The organism is Phyllobacterium sp. CCNWLW183 (assembly GCF_037203775.1).
GTDB lineage: Bacteria > Pseudomonadota > Alphaproteobacteria > Rhizobiales > Rhizobiaceae > Phyllobacterium > Phyllobacterium ifriqiyense.
On record NZ_JBBCBN010000001.1, the window covers coordinates 991,505 to 1,015,133 of the forward strand.

The following is a 23,629-nucleotide window of genomic DNA, read 5'->3' on the forward strand; positions in this document are numbered from 1 at the left end:
GATTAATCCAGCTGAACCGGCTTACCGCCTTCCCACTTGTAGAAAACAAAAGCTGGTGTTGTCAGATCGCCAGTTGCCGAGTAGGCAAGATCGCCAACAACTGTCGGCAGTGCTTCGCCCGACTTTATCTTGGCAGCAACTTCCGTTGGTTCTGACGAACCTGCCTTTTCAATGCCAGCAGCTATAACCTGCAAGGCAGCATAGGCGTTGAGCGTGAATGCTTCAGCCGGGATATTCTTGGCTGTAAGTGCTTCTACAATTTTTGCGGCGGCAGGATTCTTTGTTGGATCAGCACTATTCGTGAATAGTGTACCAGCAGCAGCCTCACCGCCAATGGCCCAATATTCAGTGTTTGAGAGGCCATCGGGGCCAATGAGCTGTGCTTTGATGCCCTGATCCGACAACTGGCGGGCAATCAGACCGCCTTCCGCGTGATAACCACCGAAGTAAATCACATCGGCTTTCTCAGACTTGATACGGGTAATGAGTGCGCTGTAGTCCTTCTCACCGGCATTGATGCCTTCGAAAACGACCTCGGTTACACCGCCTTTATTGAGAACAGCCTTCAGACCGTTGCCAATACCAGTGCCGTAAGGCGTCTTGTCATAGATAATGGCAATGCGCTTGTCTTTGAAGTTGTCGAGAATGTATTTGCCAGCGACATCGGCCTGCTGATCATCCCGTCCGCAGGTACGGAATACGGTCTCCAAACCACGGGTTGTCAGTTCCGGCGTCGTAGCAGTCGGTGTAACCATCACAATGCCATTTTCGGCCAGCACATCGGATACGGGCATTGCCACGCCGGATGTTACCGGACCAACAACAAACTTGATGCCTTCACCCACCACCTGGTTGGCCACAGAAACACCCTGCTTCGGCTCGCCTGCGTCATCAAACACCTTGGTTACAATCTTTTCACCCTTGATGCCGCCAGCCGCGTTGATTGCCTCGGCCGCGCTCTCAACGCCATTTTTGACCTGCAAACCGTAAGCGGCAACGGGGCCCGTGACCGGCGCGATGATACCCACAATGATGTCAGCGCGGGCAAATGATGTCATTGCCATCACGGCTGCCAGAGCCACTCCAGAGATTAATGATAAACGCATATTATCCTCCAATTATTGTGCGTCCCGGAAGATTCTCCGGTGCTGGAAAAAGTTCTACTGGCTTTAAAATAGACTGTCAGCACGATTCATTGGAATTAGCGAGAAATCGCCTAAAAACTCGAAATAATTTGAAAATACGGATGATTTTGGTCAAAACCCGATCAATTTATTGAAGAATCCATCAATTTTATTGTTGTTTGGGGCAAAAATGCCAAAATGTGACTTAGTCAGCATTCGGCAGTCGCCGCATGGTAAACTCAATTATATCTCCCGGACGCTCATACCAGCTTTCGATCTCGGTCCAATATGCAGCCTTTGGATATTGAGCGAACCACTCCTTCGCTTTTTCGCGCGCTGCCAGTCGCGGAAGCTTAAAACTCTCGCGAACGAACGCACCGCGCTGCAACCCAACATCTTCACGGCTTTGCCTCAATCTCTTGCGCAGCCCGTCGAGAGGCGGTTTCGGAAACTGCGATTTGGGTGCTCTGGAAACCATACTCGTATCCTCACTGAGCCCTACACCTGATAGATTAAGTGGAGGGCCGCCGAAAAACGAGTCATTTTTTGTGCATTTGCGAATTGGGTAAACGGCTTTGTCTTTTGGCTGTAATCTGTTGTGCTATTGTTCGGGCAAACAAGGATTCTCATCTCATGGACCGTCCCGACATACCCGCCATCCTTCCCGAAAAGCTCGAAGAGAAGAAAACTGCAGCAACGGCCTGGTTTACCGAACTACGCGACAAGATTTGCGCGAGTTTTGAGCTGTTGGAAGACGAGTTACAGGGCCCCCTGTCCGATCGTGCGCCTGGCCGCTTTAAACAAACGCCCTGGAAGCGTGAAGGCGATGGCGGCGGCGGAACCATGTCGGTCATGCATGGCCGTGTTTTCGAAAAGGTCGGCGTTCATATTTCAACAGTTCATGGCGAATTCAGTCAAGAATTCCGCAAACAAATCCCGGGCGCTGACGAGGACCCACGTTTTTGGGCGTCGGGAATTTCATTGATTGCCCATCCGCAAAGTCCTCTCGTGCCTGCCGTGCACATGAACACGAGAATGGTAGTGACCACCCGCCAATGGTTCGGTGGAGGGGCCGATCTGACGCCTGTTCTGGAACGTAAGCGGCAGTCAGATGATTCTGACACTGTGGCGTTTCACAAAGCGATGAAATTTGTTTGCGACAAGCATTCCGCAGTCGCCGACCATGAAAAATTCAAATCCTGGTGTGACGAGTATTTCTACCTGCCGCACCGTAACGAACCCCGTGGCACCGGTGGCATTTTCTATGACTGGTTGCATTCATCCGACGAGAACGGCGGATGGGACGCGGACTTCAATTTCACGCGCGATGTTGGCCGGGCATTCTCGGTTGTTTATCCCTATCTCGTAAGGCAAAACTTCAATCAGGATTGGACTGATGCTGATCGTCAGGAGCAACTTGTCCGGCGTGGTCGCTATGTCGAGTTCAATCTGCTTTATGATCGCGGAACAATCTTTGGATTGAAGACCGGAGGTAATGTCGACTCTATTCTTTCATCCATGCCCCCAACGGTGAAATGGCCATAATAGGAATTTTGGGGGATCAATTCGGGTTTTGATGCGTTATAGTCCTCACCGTTGTGAAAAGAGTGCTTGTGGGCACTCGCAATAGGGAGAGAAGCCATGAAAGAACTTCATTGTATTGTTCCCGGCTGCCAGTGGCACACACGTCACGACACGGATGCTGAAATCATACGTCGAACCACTGACCATCTGCGCGAAACCCATGGTGAGACAACCATTCGCGAGTCTATGCTGGAAACAATCAAAGCCAATATCCAGCCTGAAAAGGGCAAGGCGGCCTGACCATCTTGCTTACTCTGTAGCGGCAATCTCCGGTATGCGTGCTAAAAGTGCGTCGCGGTCCAGCGCGAAGCCGGAGTTGACCCATTCTTCTTCGAGCTGCCGTTGAATTTGACCAATTGCCGGTCCCTTGAGTCCGCTTGCAGCAACAATGTCCCCGCCGGAGAGCGGAAATTTAGGCCGATTATAGTCCGCAATATAATCGAGCTGTTTGGACAATAGCCCAGCGCGCATCATTGCGCCGTTATCTGCCATTGCTTGAGCACGTGCGCTGACGATTGCCAAGCGCAGCCTGTCTTCCATGCCTTGGACGTTGCTGCGATACAGTTTTTTGGCAAAACCGGTTTCAGATATTTCCGCAGCAGGCAGGCTCGTATCTGCCCAGTTTTCGAGCCGCTCACGCTCGCTATTTGACAGCTTAAGCCTTGCTGCCATCTCGGCTATACGGCCCGCATCTGGCGGAACAATGCTGGCTAGGCGCAATATAGGATCGACCTCCCACCGCAAATCCTGCTCGGTATCAACAAGGCCGTGGATCGTATCAATGCCCCATTTCTCACTTTCCGGTAGCACCGCCGTCAAAACACCGGCCTGCCGCATCCACAATAAAGCCCGCGAGGGATCCGGAGCCGCAAAAAGTTTCTTGAGTTCTGACCAGGTTCGCTCAGCCGACAATTGTGCGAGGCCATCCTTCAAACGCGCACAGGCTTTCAATCCTTCGCTTTCAGGACGACCTTTTCCATACCACGCAAAGAAACGGAAAAACCGTAATATACGGAGATAGTCCTCGCGGATACGTTGCTCAGGATCCCCGATAAAACGAAGCGTCTGGCTTTCTATATCTGCAATACCGCCCACCAAATCTGTAATTGTGCCGTCGGCGTCAGCATAAAGCGCGTTGATGCTGAAATCACGGCGCTGGGCATCTACGAGCCAGTCGCGACCAAACGCTACCTCGGCATGTCGCCCATTCGTACTCACGTCGGCGCGCAGACTTGTCACTTCATAGGGCTTGCCGTGACTTACAACCGTTATCGTTCCGTGATCAATGCCGGTTGGGATCGCTTTGAAGCCTGCACTCGTTGCTCGTTCAATCGTCATTTGCGGTAAACATGTCGTCGCAATGTCAATATCGGATACGGTTTGATTGAGCAGGGTGTTACGCACAGCGCCACCAACAATGCGCGCTTCTTCGCCACCGGAAGACAGCACAGCCAGCAATGATTGCAATGAAGGTTCATTCAGCCAATCTGCCTTACCGGCGATGGAAATCATCTTGCTCACGCATAGAGCCTTTCATAAAGCGTTCTAATAATACCTGCGGTCACGCCCCATATAAAGCGGTCTCCAAACGGCATTGTATAGTAATAGCGTTCCTTGCCCTGCAACATTCGGCTCTCACGGCGATGATTGGCAGGGTTCATCAAGAATGACAAAGGTACCTCGAAAACATCCGCCACTTCATCCGGGTTGGGAATGAGGTCAAAGGGCGGATAGACCAACCCGATTACAGGCGTGATCGAATAGCCTGTCGTGGTCAAATAACGGGGAAGACGACCTATCAACTCCACGTTGCGGCGTTCCAATCCAATTTCTTCTTGGGCCTCGCGCAACGCCGCCGTCTCTGCTTCATAATTGTCTTCCGGGTCGATTGCTCCTCCCGGAAACGCGACCTGTCCGGAGTGTTTTCGCATATTTGCATTTCGCAATGTCAGAATAACATTGGCCTCCGCACCGCGATCGACAATCGGCACAAGCACTGCCGCATCCCGCAACGGATTGGCAGCAATCAGCACATCAAGTTCGGGATTGAGAATATGGTCGCCATGGTCGACGTTCACATCCTGATTGCCCTTGAGACCCACGCGCTGTGCAAACGACTGCGCTGAAAACCCTTCAATAAAAGCCGTTTGTTCAGTCATAGGCTTTGTTTCTCAAGTTCATCGGCAGGCATGATGGGGAAGACTGCGCCGTTCGAACGAACTGCAAACATGGTCTTGCCGTCAATTTCGATCTCTTCGCCATAATTCACCAATTCGTACATTACAGGCCGCGCAAGCAGCGCCTCAAGGCGCCCCCGCACAAGCAAATAGGGTTTCAACCCACCATTATCCTCATCGATAACAAAGCGAAGCGGATTGTTCGGGCCAGCCTCCACTACATCGCCGACATTGGTGCGGAACGTCATGATTTGAGCGCCCGCTGCGCTCGCCACATTCAGTTCAACCGCGAGAAAATGTGCATCCTCAACGCGAATGCCAACCTTCTCTACAGGGGTAACGAGATAGGTTTTGCCATCTTCATCTTTGCGCAAAACTGTAGAAAACAACCGGACGAGCGGTTGCCTTCCAATAGGCGTCCCCAAATAGAACCACGTCCCATCGGCCTTTATCTCCATGTCAAGATCGCCGCAAAAATCCGGGTTCCATTTGTCAACGGGTGGCAGTCCCTTTTCTGAAACCGCCGCACGCGAGATCAAAGCTTCGAGCCCTGCAGCGTCTCCCGGTAGGTTCGTAGATTTTGCCATGGCCGGACCTTTTTTCTGTATACGTCACGAAATAGTCAACGTTGGACCGCTTGTCAGCATGTCATAGTGATTTAGATTCATTTAAGAAAGAGTCTGAGCAGATACCAGTTAAGAGGTGACCCCATGAGTGTGATTAAACCTGAGGTATCGGTCGACCCGAAAGAGATGGTCGCAGAGGCTGAAAAGGCGCTCGCAGATATCGCCAGCGTAAAAGCGGGTATTGGCAAAGTCATATTCGGGCAGGAAAGCGTCATCGAACGAACACTTGTTGCGCTTTTGGCCGGTGGACATGCTCTTCTTGTCGGGGTGCCGGGCCTCGCAAAAACAAAATTGGTCGAGACATTGGGCACTGTGCTTGGACTTGACGAGCGCCGCATTCAATTCACACCAGACCTCATGCCTTCTGATATTCTTGGTTCAGAAATCATGGAACAGGACGAGCACGGCAAGCGGACTTTCCGCTATGTTAAAGGTCCAGTTTTTGCGCAATTGCTCATGGCAGATGAAATCAATCGCGCATCACCACGAACGCAATCTGCGCTGCTGCAAGCGATGCAGGAATATCATGTAACGATTGCAGGCGAACGCTATAACTTGCCGCAACCTTTTCATGTGCTGGCAACGCAGAACCCATTGGAGCAGGAAGGCACCTATCCGCTTCCGGAAGCTCAGCTCGATCGGTTCCTCATGCAAATCGATATTCTTTATCCGGAACTTGAGGCTGAGAGGCAAATCCTTCTCGCGACAACCGGCACAACGGAAGCTGTTGCGGCCAAAATCATTGATGCCGAGCGCCTCCGCGCCATGCAAAACCTTATTCGGCGGATGCCGGTTCCCGAAGGCGTGGTCAATGCAATCCTCACTCTCGTTCGGGCCGCACGCCCGGGTGCGGATAATGAGATAGCAAAGAAATTCATCTCGTGGGGTCCCGGCCCTCGTGCGAGCCAGGCCTTGATGCTCTGTGCAAGAGCACGGGCCCTTTACGATGGTCGTCTTGCGCCGTCGGTTGATGATGTAAAGGCGCTGGCTGAGCCAGTACTACAGCATCGCATGGCGCTGACCTTTGCCGCCCGCGCCGATGGTATGAATGTCCGGGACGTCATTGGAAACCTGACAAAGGCCACGCTCTGATGGCAGCAATTGGCGCGCAGGTCCAAAAGACTGGCACGGGCGATGCGCTTGCGCGCGCCCGTCAGCGCGCCGCGCTTCTGCCTGATCTGCTGGTTGAAGCCCGCCGGATTCTCAATACCGTCAATACTGGATGGCATGGCCGTCGCAAGAGCGGGGTTGGTGAAAGCTTCTGGCAATTCCGGCCCTATACGGAAGGAGAAGCCATATCGCGCATCGACTGGCGCCGCTCAGCTCGTGATGACCGCACTTACATTCGTGATCAGGAATGGGAAGCAGCCCATACGGTTTGGTTGTGGGCAGACCCCTCACCTTCGATGCTGTTCAAATCCGAGCAGGCTCAAGCATCAAAAGAATCGCGTGCGCTTGTCATGATATTGGCTCTGGCGGAGCTGTTGTCACGCAGCGGCGAGCGGATCGGCTTTCCGGGTGTGACTGACCCGACTTCCGCACGAAACGGCGCTGAACGTTTGGCCACCTCCCTTGCGCATGCGGGTAATCTCAGCGCCAAACCAGATCTCAGTCGTATCAAACGCTTTTCGGAAGTCGTGCTCGTCAGCGATTTTCTTGATCCTGTCGATGAAACAATCGCTACTCTGGAAAAGCTGGCTCATTCAGGTGCACGTGCTCATTTGATCGAAGTTTATGATCCTGCCGAAGAGGATTTTCCTTATCGGCGCAGAACCGAATTCGTCGATCCAGAAACGGGGTCCTCACTGATATTTGGCAGAGCAGAGGATTATGCCGACGGATACCGCCGCCTGTTTTTTGCCCGACGCGCAGCATTAAGCGATTTTTGCAAGCGCATTGGCTGGAGCTATACTACCAATCGCACAGACAGGCTGGCATCCGAAGCACTCGTATCAGTCCATATGAATATGACTGCCAATGTGGGCTATCAAGGGGGGGCATCATGAATGCGCTTCCCTTGGCTTTTGGCGCGCCGTACCTTCTGGCTGGCCTCTTGGTTCTTCCTGTTATCTGGTGGCTGTTACGGGTGACGCCGCCGCGTCCGGTCCTGGAAATATTTCCACCGCTAAAGATACTCGCACAGCTAAAGCAAAAAGAAGAAACGCCCAACAAAAGCCCTTGGTGGATGACGCTTTTGCGTCTTTTGCTTGCCGCATTCATTATTCTGGCACTCTCCGAACCCGTATGGAACCCACGGCTTGAGACCATGTCAGGAAAGGAACCTGTTGCCATTGTGCTTGATAATGGCTGGTCTTCAAATGAGGAATGGATTGCCCGCAAGGAGACTGCTGAAAGACTGATTTCCGATACACAAAGCGATGGCGCACTGATCTATATCGTTGGGACGGCTGAAAAAGCGAATACCGATATCGGCCCCTTTGATGCCAATACTGCCTTGGAGCGGCTTCGTGCCTTGACTGTGCGGCCTATCCCCGTTGATCGCTCACAAGCTTTTGCCCGGCTTAAGGCAGTTTTGGCAGATACCAAAGGGACACGGCTGGCATATCTTAATGATGGTGTGGATGAACCGCGAGCGGCAGAAGCAATCAAGTCACTTGAAGGCTCCGGCATTGCTTCCATGATCTGGTATCAACCATCGATAGCTTCCCTTGTTGCGATAAGGCAAGCGACGAATAATGCAAATGGCCTCACCGTCCGTATTGTCCGTTCAAGCATTGATACTAGCCGCAATGTGGTTACCGTTGGAGCATTTGACGAAAAAGGCCGGCGCATTGCCGACACCGGAATCGCATTCAACGCAGGTGAAACTGCTGCCGAAGGCGTAATAGCTGCGCCTTATGAGCTACGAAATGATTTTCATAGCTTGAGGATCGATGGCACTGCACAGGCTGGGGCTACTTATCTGATCGACGATAACAATAAGCGTCGCCGGGTTGCGTTACTTTCTGGATCTGAAGCAGACCTGTCGCAGCCCTTGTTATCACCGCTTTATTATATCTCTCGCGCGCTTGAGCCATTTGCCGATCTGCTTCGGCCGCGAAATTCCGAGCTGATCCGCGCTGTGCCGGAATTGCTGGAACAGAAGCCTTCTGTGATTATAATGGCTGATATTGGCAAGCTCCCGGCTGAAACTGAACAGACCTTGTCAGACTGGGTGAACAAGGGCGGCACGCTGATCCGCTTTGCCGGTCCGCGCCTTGCTGGTGGAAGCGAAGAAGACCCGCTGCTCCCAGTCAGGCTGCGCAAGGGCGAACGCTCCTTGGGCGGCGCATTATCGTGGAAAGAGGCTCAGCCTGTCGCATCTTTTCCGTCAAATGGTCCTTTCGCCGGTTTGCCTACACCACAAGACGTAACCGTGTCGCGGCAGGTGCTCGCCGATCCATCTTCCGACCTCTTTGAAAAAAGCTGGGCCAATCTTGCCGATGGAACGCCACTCGTTACGGGGGAAACACGAGGACGTGGACAGCTTGTTCTTTTTCACGTTACTCCCGAAGCAACTTGGTCCAATCTTCCCATTAGCGGCAGCTTTGTAGATATGTTGCACAGGATTGTCTCTCTTTCGTCAAACGCCGGTACCATCGCACAGGATAGTGGCGCGAACAGCGCTCGAGCTTTGCCACCTTATTTGACGCTCAATGGCGATGGTGCGTTGATGCCTCCAAATCAGGACACCAAGCCGCTCATTACATCGGGTTCAAATCTGTCGGTGACATTTGAAAATCCGCCGGGCTTCTACGGTGTGGAAGACGCAATGACTGCGCTCAACCTTTTCAAACCTGACAGCGAGATCAATCCGCTCGCTCGTCCGGAACTTAACTTTCCCGTCACGACTGCACGCTATGCTGTCGATGAATCCATACCCTTGCGCGGACCACTTTTTGCTCTTGCCGCAGCTCTGTTGGCGCTTGATGCTCTGGCCATAATCTGGCTCGGGGGACATTTGCGCCGCCGACTTCGCACAACCGCTGCCGCGTCACTGGCAATCCTCTTGCTCCCCGCTCTTATTGCCTTTGCACCTTCGCCTGCGCAGGCTCAACAAAATGACAGTAAGCCAGGTGACCAAGCCATCCTTGATGCTATCAATGTAACGCACCTGGCCTACGTCATTACCGGAGATGGGCCGACCGACGACATCAGCAAGGCGGGCTTGCTTGGTCTTTCCAAGGCTCTGGCTGACAGTACGGCATTGGAACCCGGCGATCCCATCGGTGTTGATCCTGCCCGAGACGAGCTTGCTGTCTATCCATTGATTTACTGGCCTGTCGATGCCGACGCTAACATGCCTTCCTCTGAGGCAATCGCTAAAATCAATGCTTACATGCAGCAAGGCGGTACTGTCCTGTTTGACACGCGCGATCAGGACGCGGCTGCATTCAATCTCGATAACTCAACGACGCCGTCCACCCAGAGGCTGCGGGACATTCTCTCAGGCCTGAATATACCGCCACTGGAACCCGTGCCCGGTGATCATGTTTTGACCAAAACATTCTACATTTTGCAGGATTTTCCCGGACGTTACCGCGGTAGCCCTCTTTGGGTCCAGGCATCGCTTAATGAGGATCGGCGTTCCGACCGGCCTGTCCGCGCTGGTGACGGCGTATCGCCCATTATCATCACCGGTAATGATTTTGCCGGAGCTTGGGCAATTGATGCTAATGGCGCGCCTTTATTGCCAACGATTCCAAACGATCCTGTGCAGCGTGTGCATGCTTTTCGGACCGGCATTAACATTGTCATGTATATGCTGACCGGGAACTATAAATCCGACCAGGTACATGTGCCAGACCTCCTCCTGCGACTGGGGAATTAGGCAATGTATATTTCAGTCGATTTCCAGCCACTCGTCTCCAATACTCTACTCATCCTCCTCATCGTGCCACTTGTAGCGCTGGCTTTGGCGGGCATATTCTTTCGCCAGCGCGGAAGTCTGATCCGGAGTTTGGCGGTAGCCGCTCTGATAGCAGCCCTTTTTAATCCGATCGTAGTCAACGAGGAACGCGAGCCGCTTAAAAGCGTGGTGGCGGTCATTGCGGACCGAAGCCAAAGTCAGGATATCGGCGTTAGATCCGCCGACACCGACGCTGCGCTTGCTCAAGTGCAGGCAGCATTGGCGAGACTACCGCAATTTGAAGTCCGCACGGTCGAATCCGGACGCTCTGCTGAGAATGATGATGCCACATCGACGCGTCTTTTTGGAGCCTTGAACGGCGCATTCCGCGATGTACCGCCTGCCCGCATCGGTGGCGCGATAATGATTACCGACGGGCAAATCCATGATATTCCAGCCAACAAAAGCGGTCTCGGTTTTAATGCTCCCGTGCATGGTTTGATTACCGGTACGCCCAATGAGATCGATAGGCGCATTCAATTTGTACGCGCTCCGCGTTTTGGACTTACCGGAAAGCCTCAACAGATTACCTATAAGGTAACTGGCGCCGGTGAGCCTCTGGGCGGTCGCGCAGGTGTGCGTGTGCGCGTCAATGGAACAGAAGTAAGCAGCCAGGACGCGATTATTGGCGAAGATATGCCGTTGGAAGTCACGCTTCCCCGTGCTGGCGTCAATATCGTCGAAATCATCGTCGATACCGTTCCGGGGGAGCTGACCGAGGTCAATAATCGCGCTGTAGCAATGATTGATGGTATTCGCGAGAACCTTCGCGTTTTGCTCGTTTCGGGCGAACCGCACAATGGCGAGCGCACGTGGCGTAATTTGCTCAAGTCAGATGCATCGGTGGATCTGGTGCATTTTACCATCCTGCGTCCCCCGGAAAAGCAGGACTCGACGCCGATCAACGAACTATCCCTGATAGCTTTCCCGACGCGTGAGCTGTTTGTTGAACGTATCACTGATTTTGATTTGATTATTTTCGACCGCTATCAGCATCGCGATGTGCTGCCGCTGCTCTATTACGATTATATCAATGATTATGTTCAGCGCGGCGGCGCGCTCCTGATTGCAGCCGGGCCAGAATATGCCGGCAACATGTCTATCGCCAATACACCGCTGCTTTCAGTTCTTCCAGCTGTTCCAACCGGCAATATTGAGGAAAGAGCATTCTATCCTCGTCTCAGTGAACAAGGAAAACGTCACCCCGTAACAAGGGGGCTTGAAGGCAGCACGCAAGAGCCACCAAACTGGAGTCGCTGGTTCCGCGTTATCGACGTGAATAAGCCCGAGGGCGAAGTGGTGATGAATGCTGGCGACCGGCCACTCCTCGTGTTGAACCGATTAGGCGAAGGGCGTGTCGGCATGTTCCTTTCCGATCAAGGCTGGCTTTGGGCGCGCGGCTTTGAAGGTGGCGGGCCTCACGCGGCGCTTTACCGGCGTATCGCCCATTGGCTGATGAAAGAACCCGAGTTGGAAGAGGAAGCGCTGACGGCAAAGGGCTCTGGGCGCAATTTGGAGATTCGCCGCCAGACAATGGCAAAAACAGCCGATCCCGCCAGTATTATCACTCCTTCGGGCAAGACCCAGTCTGTGCCTTTGGCCGAAACAGAACCGGGCGTTTTCACCGCATCTGTGCCCATGGAGGAAATTGGGCTTTACCAGGTGGCCAATGGTGATCTGACAACACTTGCGCATGTCGGCCCCGTCGACGCCCCTGAATTTGCAGACAACGTGTCCACAACAGCCAAACTTGATCCGCTGACCCGCGAAACTGGTGGTGGCGCTCGCCGTCTGCGTGAGAGCGCGGATCAAGCGTCAATCGAAATTCCGAACATTGTCGCATCTCGCGGCGCAGCCAGTGCCAGCGGTGATAACTGGATCGGACTTCGCCCAACCAATGAAACAGTTCTTAAAAGCGTAGACCGGCTACCGCTGTTTTCCGGATTTCTTGGACTTGCTGCAATGATATTTCTGCTCGGCGGAATGTGGTATCGCGAGGGAAAGTAGCGTCAGGCCACCGAAGCATGCCTGACCCTTCCCTGCACGTCTTTCAATGCGTGCGGAACAAGTTCACATGCTAAAAAGCGTGACGGCTCAACCGGCGCGGGCATAACAATTTGATGGCCTTCGATCCGCCTGAAACCAAAGGGCGCATAATAGGGCTCGTCTCCGACCAGAATTACCAACTTGTGACCGGCACGCCGTGCAGCCTCCATGCTTGTGCGCATCAAGGCCGCACCGATGCCTTGCTTTTTCCAGGCAGGACGCACTGCAAGCGGGCCAAGCAACATAGCCTTGGTTTGCCCAATCAGAATGGGAGTGAGCCGTACCGAACCCACGACGTGCCCGCCACTTGTGGCGACAAAAGAAAGGCTGCGATCATGCGGGCCACCCTCGCGAATACGATAAGCGGCACGAGTAAAGCGTCCGGGGCCGAAGGCTTCTTTGTTGATGTCTTCAATGGCAGTGTCATGCTCCGGTTCTTCCGGCGCGTAGGTGACGACATGGGACAGCATTCTGGGCATCTTCATATGGGAGTGGGACAGAACCTTCATGTTTAGAAGGCAAGACAGGACGTCCGCCGCTATTAGCGCCGGTCAGGGTTTCATCGTCGGATGAACAAAGTACCTGTCACAATTGTCTCCATTTTTCCTCGCTAACATTAAACCGGGGCGGCGTAAACCGGAAAAGTGTCATGGTTTCCGGCTATTGGCCGATTGTGACTTTCCCGTCCCTAGCGATCGCCAGAGGAATGCGAATATCCGTTCCATGCATTAGCGACACACTGTTTACATTCATCGTTCTGGTTGCACGGTAAAAAATGCCTAGGTAAGCATCATAATGCGAATATCCCGTGTCGTTACGGGCAACCTTAAAGGATGAACGAGATGGGTTTGTTAATTGACGGCGTTTGGCATGATCAATGGTATGACACCAAGGAAAGCGGAGGTCGCTTCATCCGCTCGGAGTCCCAGTTTCGCAACTGGGTAACGCCTGATGGCAGTGCGGGCCCAACCGGCGAAGCAGGATTCCAAGCCGAGCGTGGCCGTTATCATCTCTATGTTTCATATGCGTGCCCTTGGGCCCATCGCACTCTGATCTTTCGCGCCTTGAAGAAATTGCAGGACGTCATTTCTGTTTCTGTTGTGGATTACTACATGGGCAGCGAAGGCTGGACATTCTCCGAAAAAGACGGAGCCACGGCCGACCACCTTTTCGGCTACAGGCGTCTTCACGAAGTCTATACGCGCGCGGATATCAATTACTCCGGACGCGTTACTGTGCCCGTGCTATGGGACAAAAAACAGAACACAATCGTCTCGAACGAGTCCTCTGAAATTATCCGCATGCTCAATTCTGCTTTCAATGAGTATGGTGATCCGGATTCTGATTTCTATCCGGAAGAATTACGCGGCGAGATCGATGCCATCAATGCGATTGTTTACCCCAACATCAATAATGGCGTCTATCGAGCCGGATTTGCCACAACACAAGAAGCATATGAAGAAGCATTCGCTCAGTTGTTTGGTGCACTGGACAAAATAGAGGTCAAACTCTCAAAGCAGCGCTATCTCGCTGGCAATCGCCTGACCGAAGCTGACTGGCGGTTATTTACAACGCTTCTACGCTTTGATCCGGTTTATGTCGGCCACTTCAAATGCAATCGACAACGGATTGCCGATTATCCCAATCTCTCAAATTACACACGTGAACTCTATCAGGTTCCCGGCGTCGCACAGACGGTCAATATGGAGCACATAAAAGGGCATTATTACAGGAGCCATAATACAATAAATCCGACGGGTATCGTCCCGCTTGGGCCTGAAATTGACTATGCGGCACCACATAATCGCAATCAGATGGCCTGAACTACCAGAGCAGGGGCGGCTCCAAGCCGTCAAATATTTCTGCGAGCCTTTGTCGTGTCGAGGGCGTAGTGTCTTGCGGCAAATCATCAAGCTTAAAAAACCCTGCCTCGGCAATTTCACGATTGGCGAGGAAGGGCGTCGCCTGCCGAAATGACCGGCAAACATAAAGCGCGACATGATCGCGCTTTGAGGCATGAGCATTATGATAAATGGCAAAAAGCTCGGGGCGTCCCGTCAGCTCGATATTGCCTTCCTCCATAAGCTCCTTGGCGAGGGTTTGCTCAACCGTATGGCCGGTTTCAACGCCGCCACCTGGAAATTGCCAGCCTGCAACATAAGTATGGCGGATAAGGAAAACTGAGTTGGTTGCCTCATCGAAAACGACTCCCCGCGCGCCCAGCGTCATGGGGCGGCGAAATAAAAAATAGGTGTGAAAGAGGCGGAGCCGCCATCTAAAGTGTTTTTGTGCCATGCCATCCGGTTTTCAATGAGACTGTCAGTCCGTGCGACGGTTCTATCACTGGATTCCTGTCTAATAGTCTCATAAAGCTGGAATGATGTTCCGTCTTGCACATATCTCCGATATCCATCTGTCACCCCTGCCCGCGCTTACCCTGCGTGAGCTGATTTCAAAACGTATCACCGGCTATATCAACTGGCGCTCAAATCGCAAAGGCATGATGACAGGTGGCACCTTGGAGGCGCTGACAGATGACCTCCTGACACAGCACCCGGACCATATCGCCGTCACTGGTGACTTGGTCAATCTTGCCTTGGATGAAGAACTCGAAACAGCACAGCGTTGGCTCAAAACACTGGGTCGGCCGGAGGACGTTTCTGTAGTTCCCGGTAATCATGACGCATATGTTCCAGGTGCGTTGAAAAAGACGCGCCGCTACTGGGAAGCATGGATGCGAGGCGACAAGCAAGCGGCCGAAAACCTGCCTGTCGAATTTCCTTACCTACGCGTGCGCGGCGACGTCGCGCTTATCGGCGTATCTTCCGCACGCGCTACCGCCCCCTTCATGGCAACGGGCGATCTGAGATCAAAACAGGCAACGAAACTGGCCGAAATTCTTACAGAAACGGGTCAGCGTGGTCTGTTTCGTGTCATCATGATCCATCATCCGCCTATTCGCGGCGCGGCCCCTTCCCATAAGAGATTGCTTGGAATCGGCCTTTTCCAGCGCATTGTCCGTCAGCACGGCGCCGAACTTGTTTTACATGGCCATACCCATCTTGCCACTCGTTACGAAATTAACGGGCCAAGCTGGACCGTTCCCGTCATATGTGTCCCTTCGGCAAGCCAGAGCTTCGCCGGCAGCCATAAGCCACCAGCTGCATATAATCTGTTTACGATCGAAAAAACCAATGTAGGCTGGTCATGCCACATGAAACAACGAAGCGTTATCGATGCCCAGATGACGATCCAAACTATACGTGACGATGACTTGTTAGCAGGAAGCTAGTTTCAAATGGGGTTGACTGGGTTGAACTAGAAGTAGTTCGAAACGCGGTCCCAAAAAAACACCACGAATGCTCCTGATCCAATGGCTGCTCCAATAAGGAACCAGTATGCCGCTGTAATAAATGAACTCAGACGAGATGGTTGTTTGATAGCAGGAATGGTTACCGCAGGCTGTATGGATTGTTCGATCTGCCGTGTTTCTTTTACAGGTTTCGGCTCGATCAACCCGACCCGGCTGCCTTCCATCATTTGCCGTCTCTCGACAATTCGCTCGGCAATATAACGCGTTACCGCATCGGCGACAGGTCTTACCTCGGTGGACTCTGCAACGAGAATTCGGCCATTCCTCGTATCGCGAACAAAGCGATATGTACGTCGATCCCGGGCCATGGTGACATGCGACGTGACGTCGATCCATAAGCGCGGCTGCTGGCCTTTTGAAACAGCAAATTGCCACTGCGGATCATCAACTGGCACTTCGTCGAAAACCTCCTGCAAATCCTGGGCAAGAACTTCAATCCGGGCAAGATCAGCTTCTTTCGTATCGGTTAGAACATCGTTCCTATCCGCAGACGCAAGCTGCGCGCCACGCACTGCTTCTGAAAGGCTCAACCTGTCGCGTGGATTCGAATTCTCTTTCATCAATTCCTTCAAGCTGAAAATCGATCGGCGTGTGAACAAAATCCGGGCTCAATTATTAGCAATCATGCCACGCCAATGCACCTGAAACTTGTCAAAACAAGGCCAACCCTTTGACTTAAGCAAAGGATTGGCCCGAATTCATTAGCTGATAAAATTAAGCCGAAAAGGCTCTGTTCTGCTATTTTGCAATAATGCGATTTGCTGCAGAAACAATGCCTTCCAGCGAAGCCGTCACAATGTTCTTATTGATACCGGCCCCAAAGATTTTTCCTGCTGGATGCTCGATTTCCATGTAGCTGATAGCCGCCGCATCTGAGCCATGCTGCAGCGAATGTTCAGAATAGTTCACCACCGACATTTTGAAACCGAGATAATGCGAAAGAGCATCGATGAAGCCATCAACAGGTCCGGTTCCCCTGCCCTCGATACGCTTGGTTTCACCATTGTCGGTTATCTCAGCTGAAAGAATGCGAACACCCTTTCTTTCCGTGTCCGGATAGGTGTGGTGATCGACGAACTTGAGTCTGGCGTTGGGCTGATCGACATAGAGTTCCTGAAAGCGATCATAAATACGCTTGGAAGGCATTTCCTTGCCTTCGCCGTCCGTGATGTTTTGAATATCTTCACGGAACTCCACTTGCATGCCGCGTGGCAGGTTCAACCCGTAATCCGCCTGCAAGATATAGGCGATGCCACCCTTGCCCGATTGCGAATTGATGCGAATAATCGCTTCGTAGCTGCGCCCGACGTCTTGCGGGTCAATCGGCAAATACGGCACTTCCCACAAGCTTTTATTGGCTTGTTTAATGGCCTTCATGCCCTTGTTGATCGCATCCTGATGGGAGCCCGAAAAGGCCGTGTAGACCAACTCTCCAACATAGGGATGCCGTTCCGGAATCACCAATTGGTTGGAATATTCATAGACTTCCTTCATGCGATTAATGTCGGAACAGTCAATTTCCGGATCCAGGCCTTGCGTAAACATGTTCAGTGCCAATGTGACGATATCAACATTGCCAGTACGTTCGCCATTGCCGAACAAAGTACCCTCAACACGGTCTGCTCCGGCCATCAGGCCGAGCTCCGTTGCCGCGATGCCAGTTCCGCGATCATTGTGCGGATGCAATGAAACAATCAGATTTTCACGGTTATCCAGCTGACGGCACATCCACTCGATACGATCGGCGTAGATATTGGGTGTCGACATCTCGACCGTAGACGGCAGATTGATAATCAACTTGTTGTCCGGCGTCGGTTTGACGATCTCGGTTACGGCATTGCAGATTTCCAAGGCCACTTCGAGTTCAGTGCCAGTGAAACTTTCCGGCGAATATTCGAACCGGAAGCCACCACCCGCTTTGGCTGCCATGTCAGTAATCATCTTTGCGGCATCGGTTGCGATAGCCTTGATGCCATTTACATCTTTGTTGAAAACCACGCGGCGCTGCAATTCACTGGTGGAATTATAAAAATGGATGATGGGTTTATGCGCACCCTGCAGCGATTCAAATGTACGCGTAATCAATTCCGGACGGCACTGGACGAGCACCTGTAACGAGACATCCGCTCCGGGCTTACCTTCTTCCACACACCAGCGTGCAAAATCGAAATCTGTCTGCGATGCTGACGGAAATCCGATCTCGATTTCCTTGAAACCCATATCAAGCAACAGCGCAAACATGCGCACCTTGCGATCATGCCCCATTGGATCAACAAGCGCCTGATTGCCGTCTCGCAGATCCACAGAACACCAGATCGGTGCCTTTTCGATGCGTTTGGATGGCCATTGACGATCTTTGAGATCGACGAAGGCATATGGTTCATATTTCTTGGCTGCGTCAGGCATTCCTGCGACAGGTCGGGATGTTATAATGTCAGTCATCTGCTTCTCGTTTCCGGCCAAGTGCGCAGCTGAACTGGCGCAATCATGGCACTATTTTAGGCTTGGAGCTAAAGTTGTAAATGGATAAGGAGCGAGAGCCACATGGCGGTTTCGACCGCCGGACGCTCCTTCAACGAGCCCGGCGATCGCCAATAAGGTCGAGTAGAAGCGGTAGAAGAAAGGCGCGATTGGCCAGCCCTGCAAAGGCAGACTGAGCATTGGACATCTGTGTCGGGCGCATTTTCATGAGCAAACACCTAAACGAGTGTCGGCTCGGATGCAAGAGCTCTTAAGAAAGCCGTTATTTTTTTAGCGAAGCCGTTGCACCAGAAAGCCACTCGCTGACAACTTTCACGTCATCCTTGCCAAGGCCATGGTCAGACTTGATCGAGCGCGCCTCCACACGAGCACCGTGCGAGCGCAACATGTCTTCCAGCGCAGGAGCATAAGGGGCATAAAGCTGATCGGATGCGCCAGATACCGTCAGCACCCGGGCCTTGCCCAGATTGGCATCTATAGAGCCCGTCAAGACCGGCATTGAACGCAATAGCACTGCCTGCTTCACCAGGTCCGGATAGAGCATCATGACCGAATTGACGAGATTTGCACCGTTTGAGTAACCAAGAAACGTGGTGCGGTTGATGTCGATCTTATATTTTGATGCAGCTTGCGTGAAGAAACCAGCAAAGGCTTCGGCTTCTGAACGAATATCCGTCTGGTCGAAGCTCACTGGCGACAATCGGCGATACCAGCGATTTGACCCATCTTGGACGACACGGCCGCGAACGGCGAGCAACAAAGCGTCCGGTGCAATTTTGGAGGCGAATGATACCAGGCTGGTTTCATCCTGACCCGAGCCGTGCAAAAGCACCATAGTATCGCCGCTCGGCGTTTCCGGGCGGTAGATACGATATTTAAAGGACATATCCTCATGAAGCGAACCTTCGTTCTGAAATTGAAGTTCGCCTTTCACTGCCTTTTTCAAAATACCTGTACCACCAGTTGCTAAGATGTTGATGGGCTTCAATTTTTCCGGAGCCTGGGAGACAACCTTGCCCTTTGTTGGGCAGGCATCCGCGACAACATTCTTGCCCGCATCAGGCTGGTTATCAATATTTGCAGATAAAATTTCGGGCTTGCCCGATTGCAGCTTGTCGCAATCAGCAGTGCTACGTGCATAGGAAGGCTGTGCCAGAACGATCATCGATAGACCAGCAACAAGTGCATAGAAATAAGGTTTACCCATAAGCTAATCCTAGTGTTTAAAGGTTAACTAAATTTGTAAACAGCCGCGGTCGTCCGCTGGCACTGCCATGCGTGTTGGCTATCAGTTCCAGCCTCGGAACTGACGCTTTACCAAATGAACTTGTCCCCAACTTCGCGCTTTTACGCTTGATCCTGTTCGGAGAATTCGCATTGCTGGACGAGGTTTCAACCAGCGCGTCTTCTATGTCAATATAATTGTAACAAAATCATGACGGCCTGAAATATTACGTGACGCAATGTTGCGCGACTGCACCAAAAAGAGCCGGTCAGCGCGATAATTGCTTCAATTTGAGATGCTGGAGCAGGATGATTGTCTTGGCATCGACGATACGCTGTTCGGCAATCATCGTCATGGCTTCATCAAGCGTCACCTCTAGGACCTCAATGTCCTCGCCCTCGTGTTCATGGCCGCCACCGGCGGAAACTTTATCGGTAGGATTATAGATTGCGATAAAGAATGCCAGACGCTCGGTCACGCTGCCCGGACTCATAAACAGATCGAAGACACGCTCAATATCGCGAAGCCGGTAGCCCAGTTCCTCTTCTGTTTCCTTGCGGGCAGTGGTTTCAGCATCATTGTCATCAAGCAGGCCAGCACAGGCTTCAATCAGCATCGGCTCCTGATGGACCACGAAAGCTGGCAGCCGAAATTGCCTTGTCAGCAAAATTGTTCCTCGTACCGGATCATAGGGCAAAACCACCGCCCCATTGCCACGATCATAAACTTCGCGAGTTTGTGTTTCGACAAGCCCGTCACGACGTAAAAAATTATACGTATATTTGGTGAGAGTTCCCCAATTATCTGAAAGAAGCTCGGTCGATTTAACGTGAACCCGGGGTGCATTCATGAGAATTTCAATCCTTTCAACGGATCAGGCAAAAGGAACGGCAGCCGTGCCGATGGGCAGTTTTGCCTCATCTTCTGGCTCGACATGGATCACGACGCTGGCTTCAGGAATGTGGTGCATCAAAGCGTTTTCTATACGGTCGCAAATAATGTGCGCATCTCGAACAGACATGTTTGCGTCCACGACAAGATGGAACTCAATGAAGGTCATACGCCCGGCCACGCGGGCCTTCAAATCATGAACCTCCAAGGCACCTCCAGCATTTGCCGATATGATATCGCGGATGCGCATGGTTTCATCCGTAGACACCCCGCCATCCATCAATCCTTGGACGGAATTGCTGATCACGCGCCAGCCCTGCCAGAGAATGTTCACGGCAACAATAACCGCCAACAGCGGATCGAGGATTGTCCATCCGGTCGCAACCGCACCAACGAGACCAATGAACACACCAAGCGATGTCACCACATCCGTCATAATATGCTTGCCGTCAGCAATCAGCGCCGGGGAGCGATGCTTGCGCCCGCTTCTAAGTAGCAGCGAAGCCCAAATCGCATTGATCAGTGAGGCTCCGCCATTGATGGCAAGACCTAGCCAAGGTTCATCCAAACTTCTGGGTGTTTCCCAAGCCACCCAAACTTCACGCAAGATGAGCAAGGCAGCCAGAATAATCAGCACCCCTTCGATAACGGCTGAAAAATATTCCGCTTTGTGATGACCATAGGGGTGATTCTGGTCAGCAGGCTTATGGCTAAGCAGAATTGCCCAGAATGCTGCCAAAGCGGCAACCACATTTACAATCGATTCCAATGCGTCAGAATAAAGCGCTACCGATCCCGTAACATGATAGGCGGCATATTTCAGACCGAGCACGGCGATGCCGATAAAAATCGACCAGAATGCCAACCGGCGAACTGTCGTCTCGCCGTTAACTGCCGAGCGTGTATCTATCATGCTGAATTTCTCGCTCTAAGCCGCTCGTTCCTTCGCACGGCGCGGTAAATGAGCCACGACGTTTTCAATCATGCGCATACCAGCATTGTGCCCCAGTGTCATGATCGATTCCGGATGGAATTGCACCGCTGCAATGGGTTCGTGCTTATGCTCGATAGCCATGATGACACCATCTTCTGTTTCAGCTGTCACGATGAAATCATCCGGGAGACGTACCGGATCGGCAAAAATTGAGTGGTAACGGCCCACCGTCACTTCCTTGGGCAGCCCCGAGAAAATCCTGCCTTGTTTGGTGATGCGAATGCGCGAGGGTTTTCCATGCACAGGCACGTGAAGCTGCCTCAGACTTCCGCCATAGGCTTCAGTTAAAGCCTGCAATCCAAGACAAACGCCGAATATTGGCAAGTTGCGTGCACGAGCTTTCTTGATTGTCGCCTTGCAGTCGAAGTCGGTCGGCGTCCCTGGGCCAGGTGATAAAACCACAAGATCTGGCTTGATGCGGTCAAATATCTCTTCCGGCACGGGCGTTCTGACAGTGGTAACAATGGCTCCGGTCTGTCTGAAATAGTTCGCCAAGGTGTGCACGAAAGAATCCTCGTGATCGACCAGCAAAATCTGCAATCCTTCACCGACGCGAGCGACAGCACGCTCTTCAGGAATGATATTGCTCTTATGGGCGTCACGCACGGCTGTTATCATCGCCGATGCTTTCAGTTCGGTTTCAGCCTCTTCCTCTTCCGGTATTGAATCATACAGCAATGTCGCGCCTGCCCGCACCTGTGCGATGCCGTCTTTGATGCGGATGGTCCGCAGCGTCAGGCCGGTGTTCATATCACCGTTGAAATTGACCATGCCAATGGCACCGCCATACCATGCGCGCGGGCTGCGTTCATTTTCCTCAATAAATCGCATCGCCCATAGCTTTGGCGCTCCGGTAACGGTAACTGCCCATGCATGGGAAAGGAACCCATCGAAAGCGTCCATGTCCTCGCGCAGACGGCCTTCAATATGATCAACAGTGTGAATCAGGCGCGAATACATTTCGATCTGGCGGCGGCCAATAACGCGAACAGAGCCCGGCTCACAGACACGGCTTTTATCGTTGCGATCGACATCCGAGCACATGGTAAGTTCGGATTCGTCTTTCTTGGAGTTCAGCAGTTTGATGATTTGCTCGGCATCAGCGATGGCATCTTCACCACGTTTGATAGTCCCGGAAATCGGGCAAGTCTCAATGCGGCGGCCGACAACCCGAACAAACATTTCAGGCGAGGCTCCGACGAGATATTCGTTGTCACCTAGATTGATGTAGAACGAATAAGGCGAGGGATTGATCGCCTTCAGCCTTCGCGAAATTACCGATGGCTTGGTTTCGCAACGCTCATAGAAAGTCTGTCCCGGCACGACCTCAAAAAGATCGCCGCGCATGAAACTTTCCTTGGCCTTCTTGACCAATTCGGCATAGACGCCCGGATTATGGTCGCCCCTGCCTGGAATAATGTCGGTAGGTTCAAACGGCTTTTTGGCAGTGTCGCGTGGCAGCCCCTCCGTCGATTTTCCTTCATAAGCATAGTCGTAACGGTCCAGCCAAGCCTTGGCAGCATGGTGATCAACGACCAAAATCTCATCGGGCAAATAAAGCACGATATCGCGCTGATCATCCGGTCGTTTCAGCTTGTACTCGATCGGGTCAAACTGAAAAGCCAGATCATAGCCGAAAGCACCATAAAGACCGAGATTTGCATCATCTTCGGTAAAGAACAGCGCAACAATGCCGCGTAGAACGGTGAACACCGAAGGAATGCGTGAGCGCTCTTCCTCGGTAAATGCGCGCGTCGGCAACGCAATCTCCAGCTCCAGCTTCGTCTCGCTGGTCGAGCTGATTGTTATTTCCTCAAGCTTTTCCATGGCTTGCTTAATGGGCAGAAGAAGCACTTCACCGCGCTTGTTCAGCGCCTCAATGGTCATGTGCCGTCCATTTGAGGTGATTACAACAGGAGGATCGATGATCGCTGTATCCCACCGCGTATAGCGGCCCGGATATTCATAATTGGAGGAAAAGACCGCGCCACGGCGCTCGTCCAACGCATCAATATAGCTATCAATAGCGCTGGCATAGGCTGTTGCCACCCGCGAACGGGTGATTGTCACCCCGCCCTTTGTATCGAATATTTCCAACTGGCCCTCAATTCTATGCATCGTCAAATCCTTTGTTGCATTCGGCATTCAGGGCAATTCAAGCGGTCAAACAAAAAGGCCGCCCGGAAAACCCGTTGCGGC

Annotated in this window: 21 protein-coding genes; 8 read left to right on the plus strand and 13 right to left on the minus strand. The window is 52.4% G+C overall.

The genetic code is table 11. The annotated features are described in order from the left end of the window. Positions 1–2: 2 nt before the first annotated feature. Positions 3–1,106, minus strand: a complete 1,104-nt coding sequence (locus tag V9K95_RS04720) for an ABC transporter substrate-binding protein (protein ID WP_115052402.1) — start codon at positions 1,104–1,106, stop codon at positions 3–5. A gap of 223 nt (positions 1,107–1,329) precedes the next feature. Further along, complete coding sequence (locus V9K95_RS04725) at positions 1,330–1,602, minus strand: hypothetical protein (RefSeq protein ID WP_115052401.1); 273 nt, start codon at positions 1,600–1,602, stop codon at positions 1,330–1,332. Positions 1,603–1,757: 155 nt separating this feature from the next. On the opposite strand from V9K95_RS04725, the gene hemF reads away from it, so the two are divergent. Beyond that, entirely contained in the window at positions 1,758–2,669 is a 912-nt protein-coding gene (hemF, locus tag V9K95_RS04730) for an oxygen-dependent coproporphyrinogen oxidase (RefSeq protein WP_336439703.1), read from the plus strand. A gap of 96 nt (positions 2,670–2,765) precedes the next feature. Further along, positions 2,766–2,948, plus strand: coding sequence for a DUF1059 domain-containing protein (locus V9K95_RS04735; protein WP_115052399.1), 183 nt, complete (start codon positions 2,766–2,768; stop codon positions 2,946–2,948). A gap of 9 nt (positions 2,949–2,957) precedes the next feature. On the opposite strand, the gene V9K95_RS04740 is transcribed toward V9K95_RS04735, so the two are convergent. The 3 genes from V9K95_RS04740 to V9K95_RS04750 are packed head-to-tail and all read right to left on the minus strand — an operon-like array spanning position 2,958 to position 5,472. Then, the gene (locus tag V9K95_RS04740) at positions 2,958–4,229 is read right to left on the minus strand and encodes a CCA tRNA nucleotidyltransferase (protein WP_336439702.1); all 1,272 of its coding nucleotides are present in this window, start codon (positions 4,227–4,229) and stop codon (positions 2,958–2,960) included. Beyond that, complete coding sequence (locus tag V9K95_RS04745; RefSeq protein ID WP_336439701.1) at positions 4,226–4,867, minus strand: CoA pyrophosphatase; 642 nt, start codon at positions 4,865–4,867, stop codon at positions 4,226–4,228. Before V9K95_RS04745 ends, V9K95_RS04740 begins: the two co-directional genes overlap by 4 nt. Then, on the minus strand, positions 4,864–5,472 hold the full coding sequence (locus V9K95_RS04750) for a DUF1285 domain-containing protein (protein ID WP_336439700.1): 609 nt from the start codon (positions 5,470–5,472) through the stop codon (positions 4,864–4,866). The genes V9K95_RS04745 and V9K95_RS04750 overlap by 4 nt, the downstream gene beginning before the upstream one ends. 123 nt (positions 5,473–5,595) lie before the next feature. Here V9K95_RS04750 and V9K95_RS04755 point away from each other — a divergent pair, with 123 nt between their 5' ends. Genes V9K95_RS04755 through V9K95_RS04770 form a run of 4 tightly spaced genes read left to right on the plus strand, consistent with a single transcriptional unit; the run spans position 5,596 to position 12,427 of the window. Next, positions 5,596–6,603, plus strand: a complete 1,008-nt coding sequence (locus V9K95_RS04755; protein ID WP_336439699.1) for an AAA family ATPase — start codon at positions 5,596–5,598, stop codon at positions 6,601–6,603. Then, positions 6,603–7,517: a DUF58 domain-containing protein gene (locus V9K95_RS04760; RefSeq protein ID WP_336439698.1), complete on the plus strand. Its 915-nt coding sequence runs from the start codon at positions 6,603–6,605 to the stop codon at positions 7,515–7,517. The genes V9K95_RS04755 and V9K95_RS04760 overlap by 1 nt, the downstream gene beginning before the upstream one ends. Continuing rightward, a complete protein-coding gene (locus tag V9K95_RS04765) occupies positions 7,514–10,342 on the plus strand; it encodes a DUF4159 domain-containing protein (RefSeq protein WP_336439697.1) in 2,829 nt (942 codons plus the stop codon). Before V9K95_RS04760 ends, V9K95_RS04765 begins: the two co-directional genes overlap by 4 nt. A gap of 9 nt (positions 10,343–10,351) precedes the next feature. Continuing rightward, the gene (locus tag V9K95_RS04770) at positions 10,352–12,427 is read left to right on the plus strand and encodes a hypothetical protein (RefSeq protein ID WP_307286192.1); all 2,076 of its coding nucleotides are present in this window, start codon (positions 10,352–10,354) and stop codon (positions 12,425–12,427) included. Between the two features lie 2 nt (positions 12,428–12,429). Here V9K95_RS04770 and V9K95_RS04775 read toward each other — a convergent pair whose 3' ends face one another. Further along, on the minus strand, positions 12,430–12,936 hold the full coding sequence (locus V9K95_RS04775) for a GNAT family N-acetyltransferase (protein ID WP_115052391.1): 507 nt from the start codon (positions 12,934–12,936) through the stop codon (positions 12,430–12,432). A gap of 372 nt (positions 12,937–13,308) precedes the next feature. Between V9K95_RS04775 and V9K95_RS04780 the strand changes: the two genes are divergently transcribed. After that, the gene (locus tag V9K95_RS04780) at positions 13,309–14,289 is read left to right on the plus strand and encodes a glutathione S-transferase family protein (protein WP_336439696.1); all 981 of its coding nucleotides are present in this window, start codon (positions 13,309–13,311) and stop codon (positions 14,287–14,289) included. A gap of 1 nt (position 14,290) precedes the next feature. Here V9K95_RS04780 and V9K95_RS04785 read toward each other — a convergent pair whose 3' ends face one another. Beyond that, positions 14,291–14,761, minus strand: coding sequence for an NUDIX domain-containing protein (locus V9K95_RS04785; protein ID WP_336439695.1), 471 nt, complete (start codon positions 14,759–14,761; stop codon positions 14,291–14,293). 85 nt (positions 14,762–14,846) lie between these two features. Between V9K95_RS04785 and V9K95_RS04790 the strand changes: the two genes are divergently transcribed. Next, the gene (locus V9K95_RS04790) at positions 14,847–15,758 is read left to right on the plus strand and encodes a metallophosphoesterase (protein WP_115052388.1); all 912 of its coding nucleotides are present in this window, start codon (positions 14,847–14,849) and stop codon (positions 15,756–15,758) included. Positions 15,759–15,784: 26 nt separating this feature from the next. Here the strand turns inward: V9K95_RS04790 and V9K95_RS04795 are convergent, their stop codons facing one another. From V9K95_RS04795 to V9K95_RS04820, 6 genes are all read right to left on the minus strand, one after another. Next, positions 15,785–16,399, minus strand: coding sequence for a hypothetical protein (locus V9K95_RS04795; protein WP_336439694.1), 615 nt, complete (start codon positions 16,397–16,399; stop codon positions 15,785–15,787). A gap of 178 nt (positions 16,400–16,577) precedes the next feature. Then, positions 16,578–18,281 carry a 2-isopropylmalate synthase gene (gene leuA / locus V9K95_RS04800; RefSeq protein ID WP_336439693.1) on the minus strand — a complete coding sequence of 568 codons (1,704 nt, stop codon included), beginning with the start codon at positions 18,279–18,281 and terminating at the stop codon, positions 16,578–16,580. 301 nt (positions 18,282–18,582) lie between these two features. Further along, a complete protein-coding gene (locus tag V9K95_RS04805; RefSeq protein WP_307279618.1) occupies positions 18,583–19,527 on the minus strand; it encodes an alpha/beta hydrolase in 945 nt (314 codons plus the stop codon). A 286-nt stretch (positions 19,528–19,813) separates the two neighbouring features. Further along, positions 19,814–20,395, minus strand: a complete 582-nt coding sequence (locus tag V9K95_RS04810; protein ID WP_307279621.1) for an NUDIX domain-containing protein — start codon at positions 20,393–20,395, stop codon at positions 19,814–19,816. A 24-nt stretch (positions 20,396–20,419) separates the two neighbouring features. Beyond that, entirely contained in the window at positions 20,420–21,349 is a 930-nt protein-coding gene (locus V9K95_RS04815) for a cation diffusion facilitator family transporter (protein ID WP_115052384.1), read from the minus strand. A gap of 15 nt (positions 21,350–21,364) precedes the next feature. Then, entirely contained in the window at positions 21,365–23,548 is a 2,184-nt protein-coding gene (locus V9K95_RS04820) for an anthranilate synthase (protein WP_336439692.1), read from the minus strand. Positions 23,549–23,629: the final 81 nt, after the last annotated feature.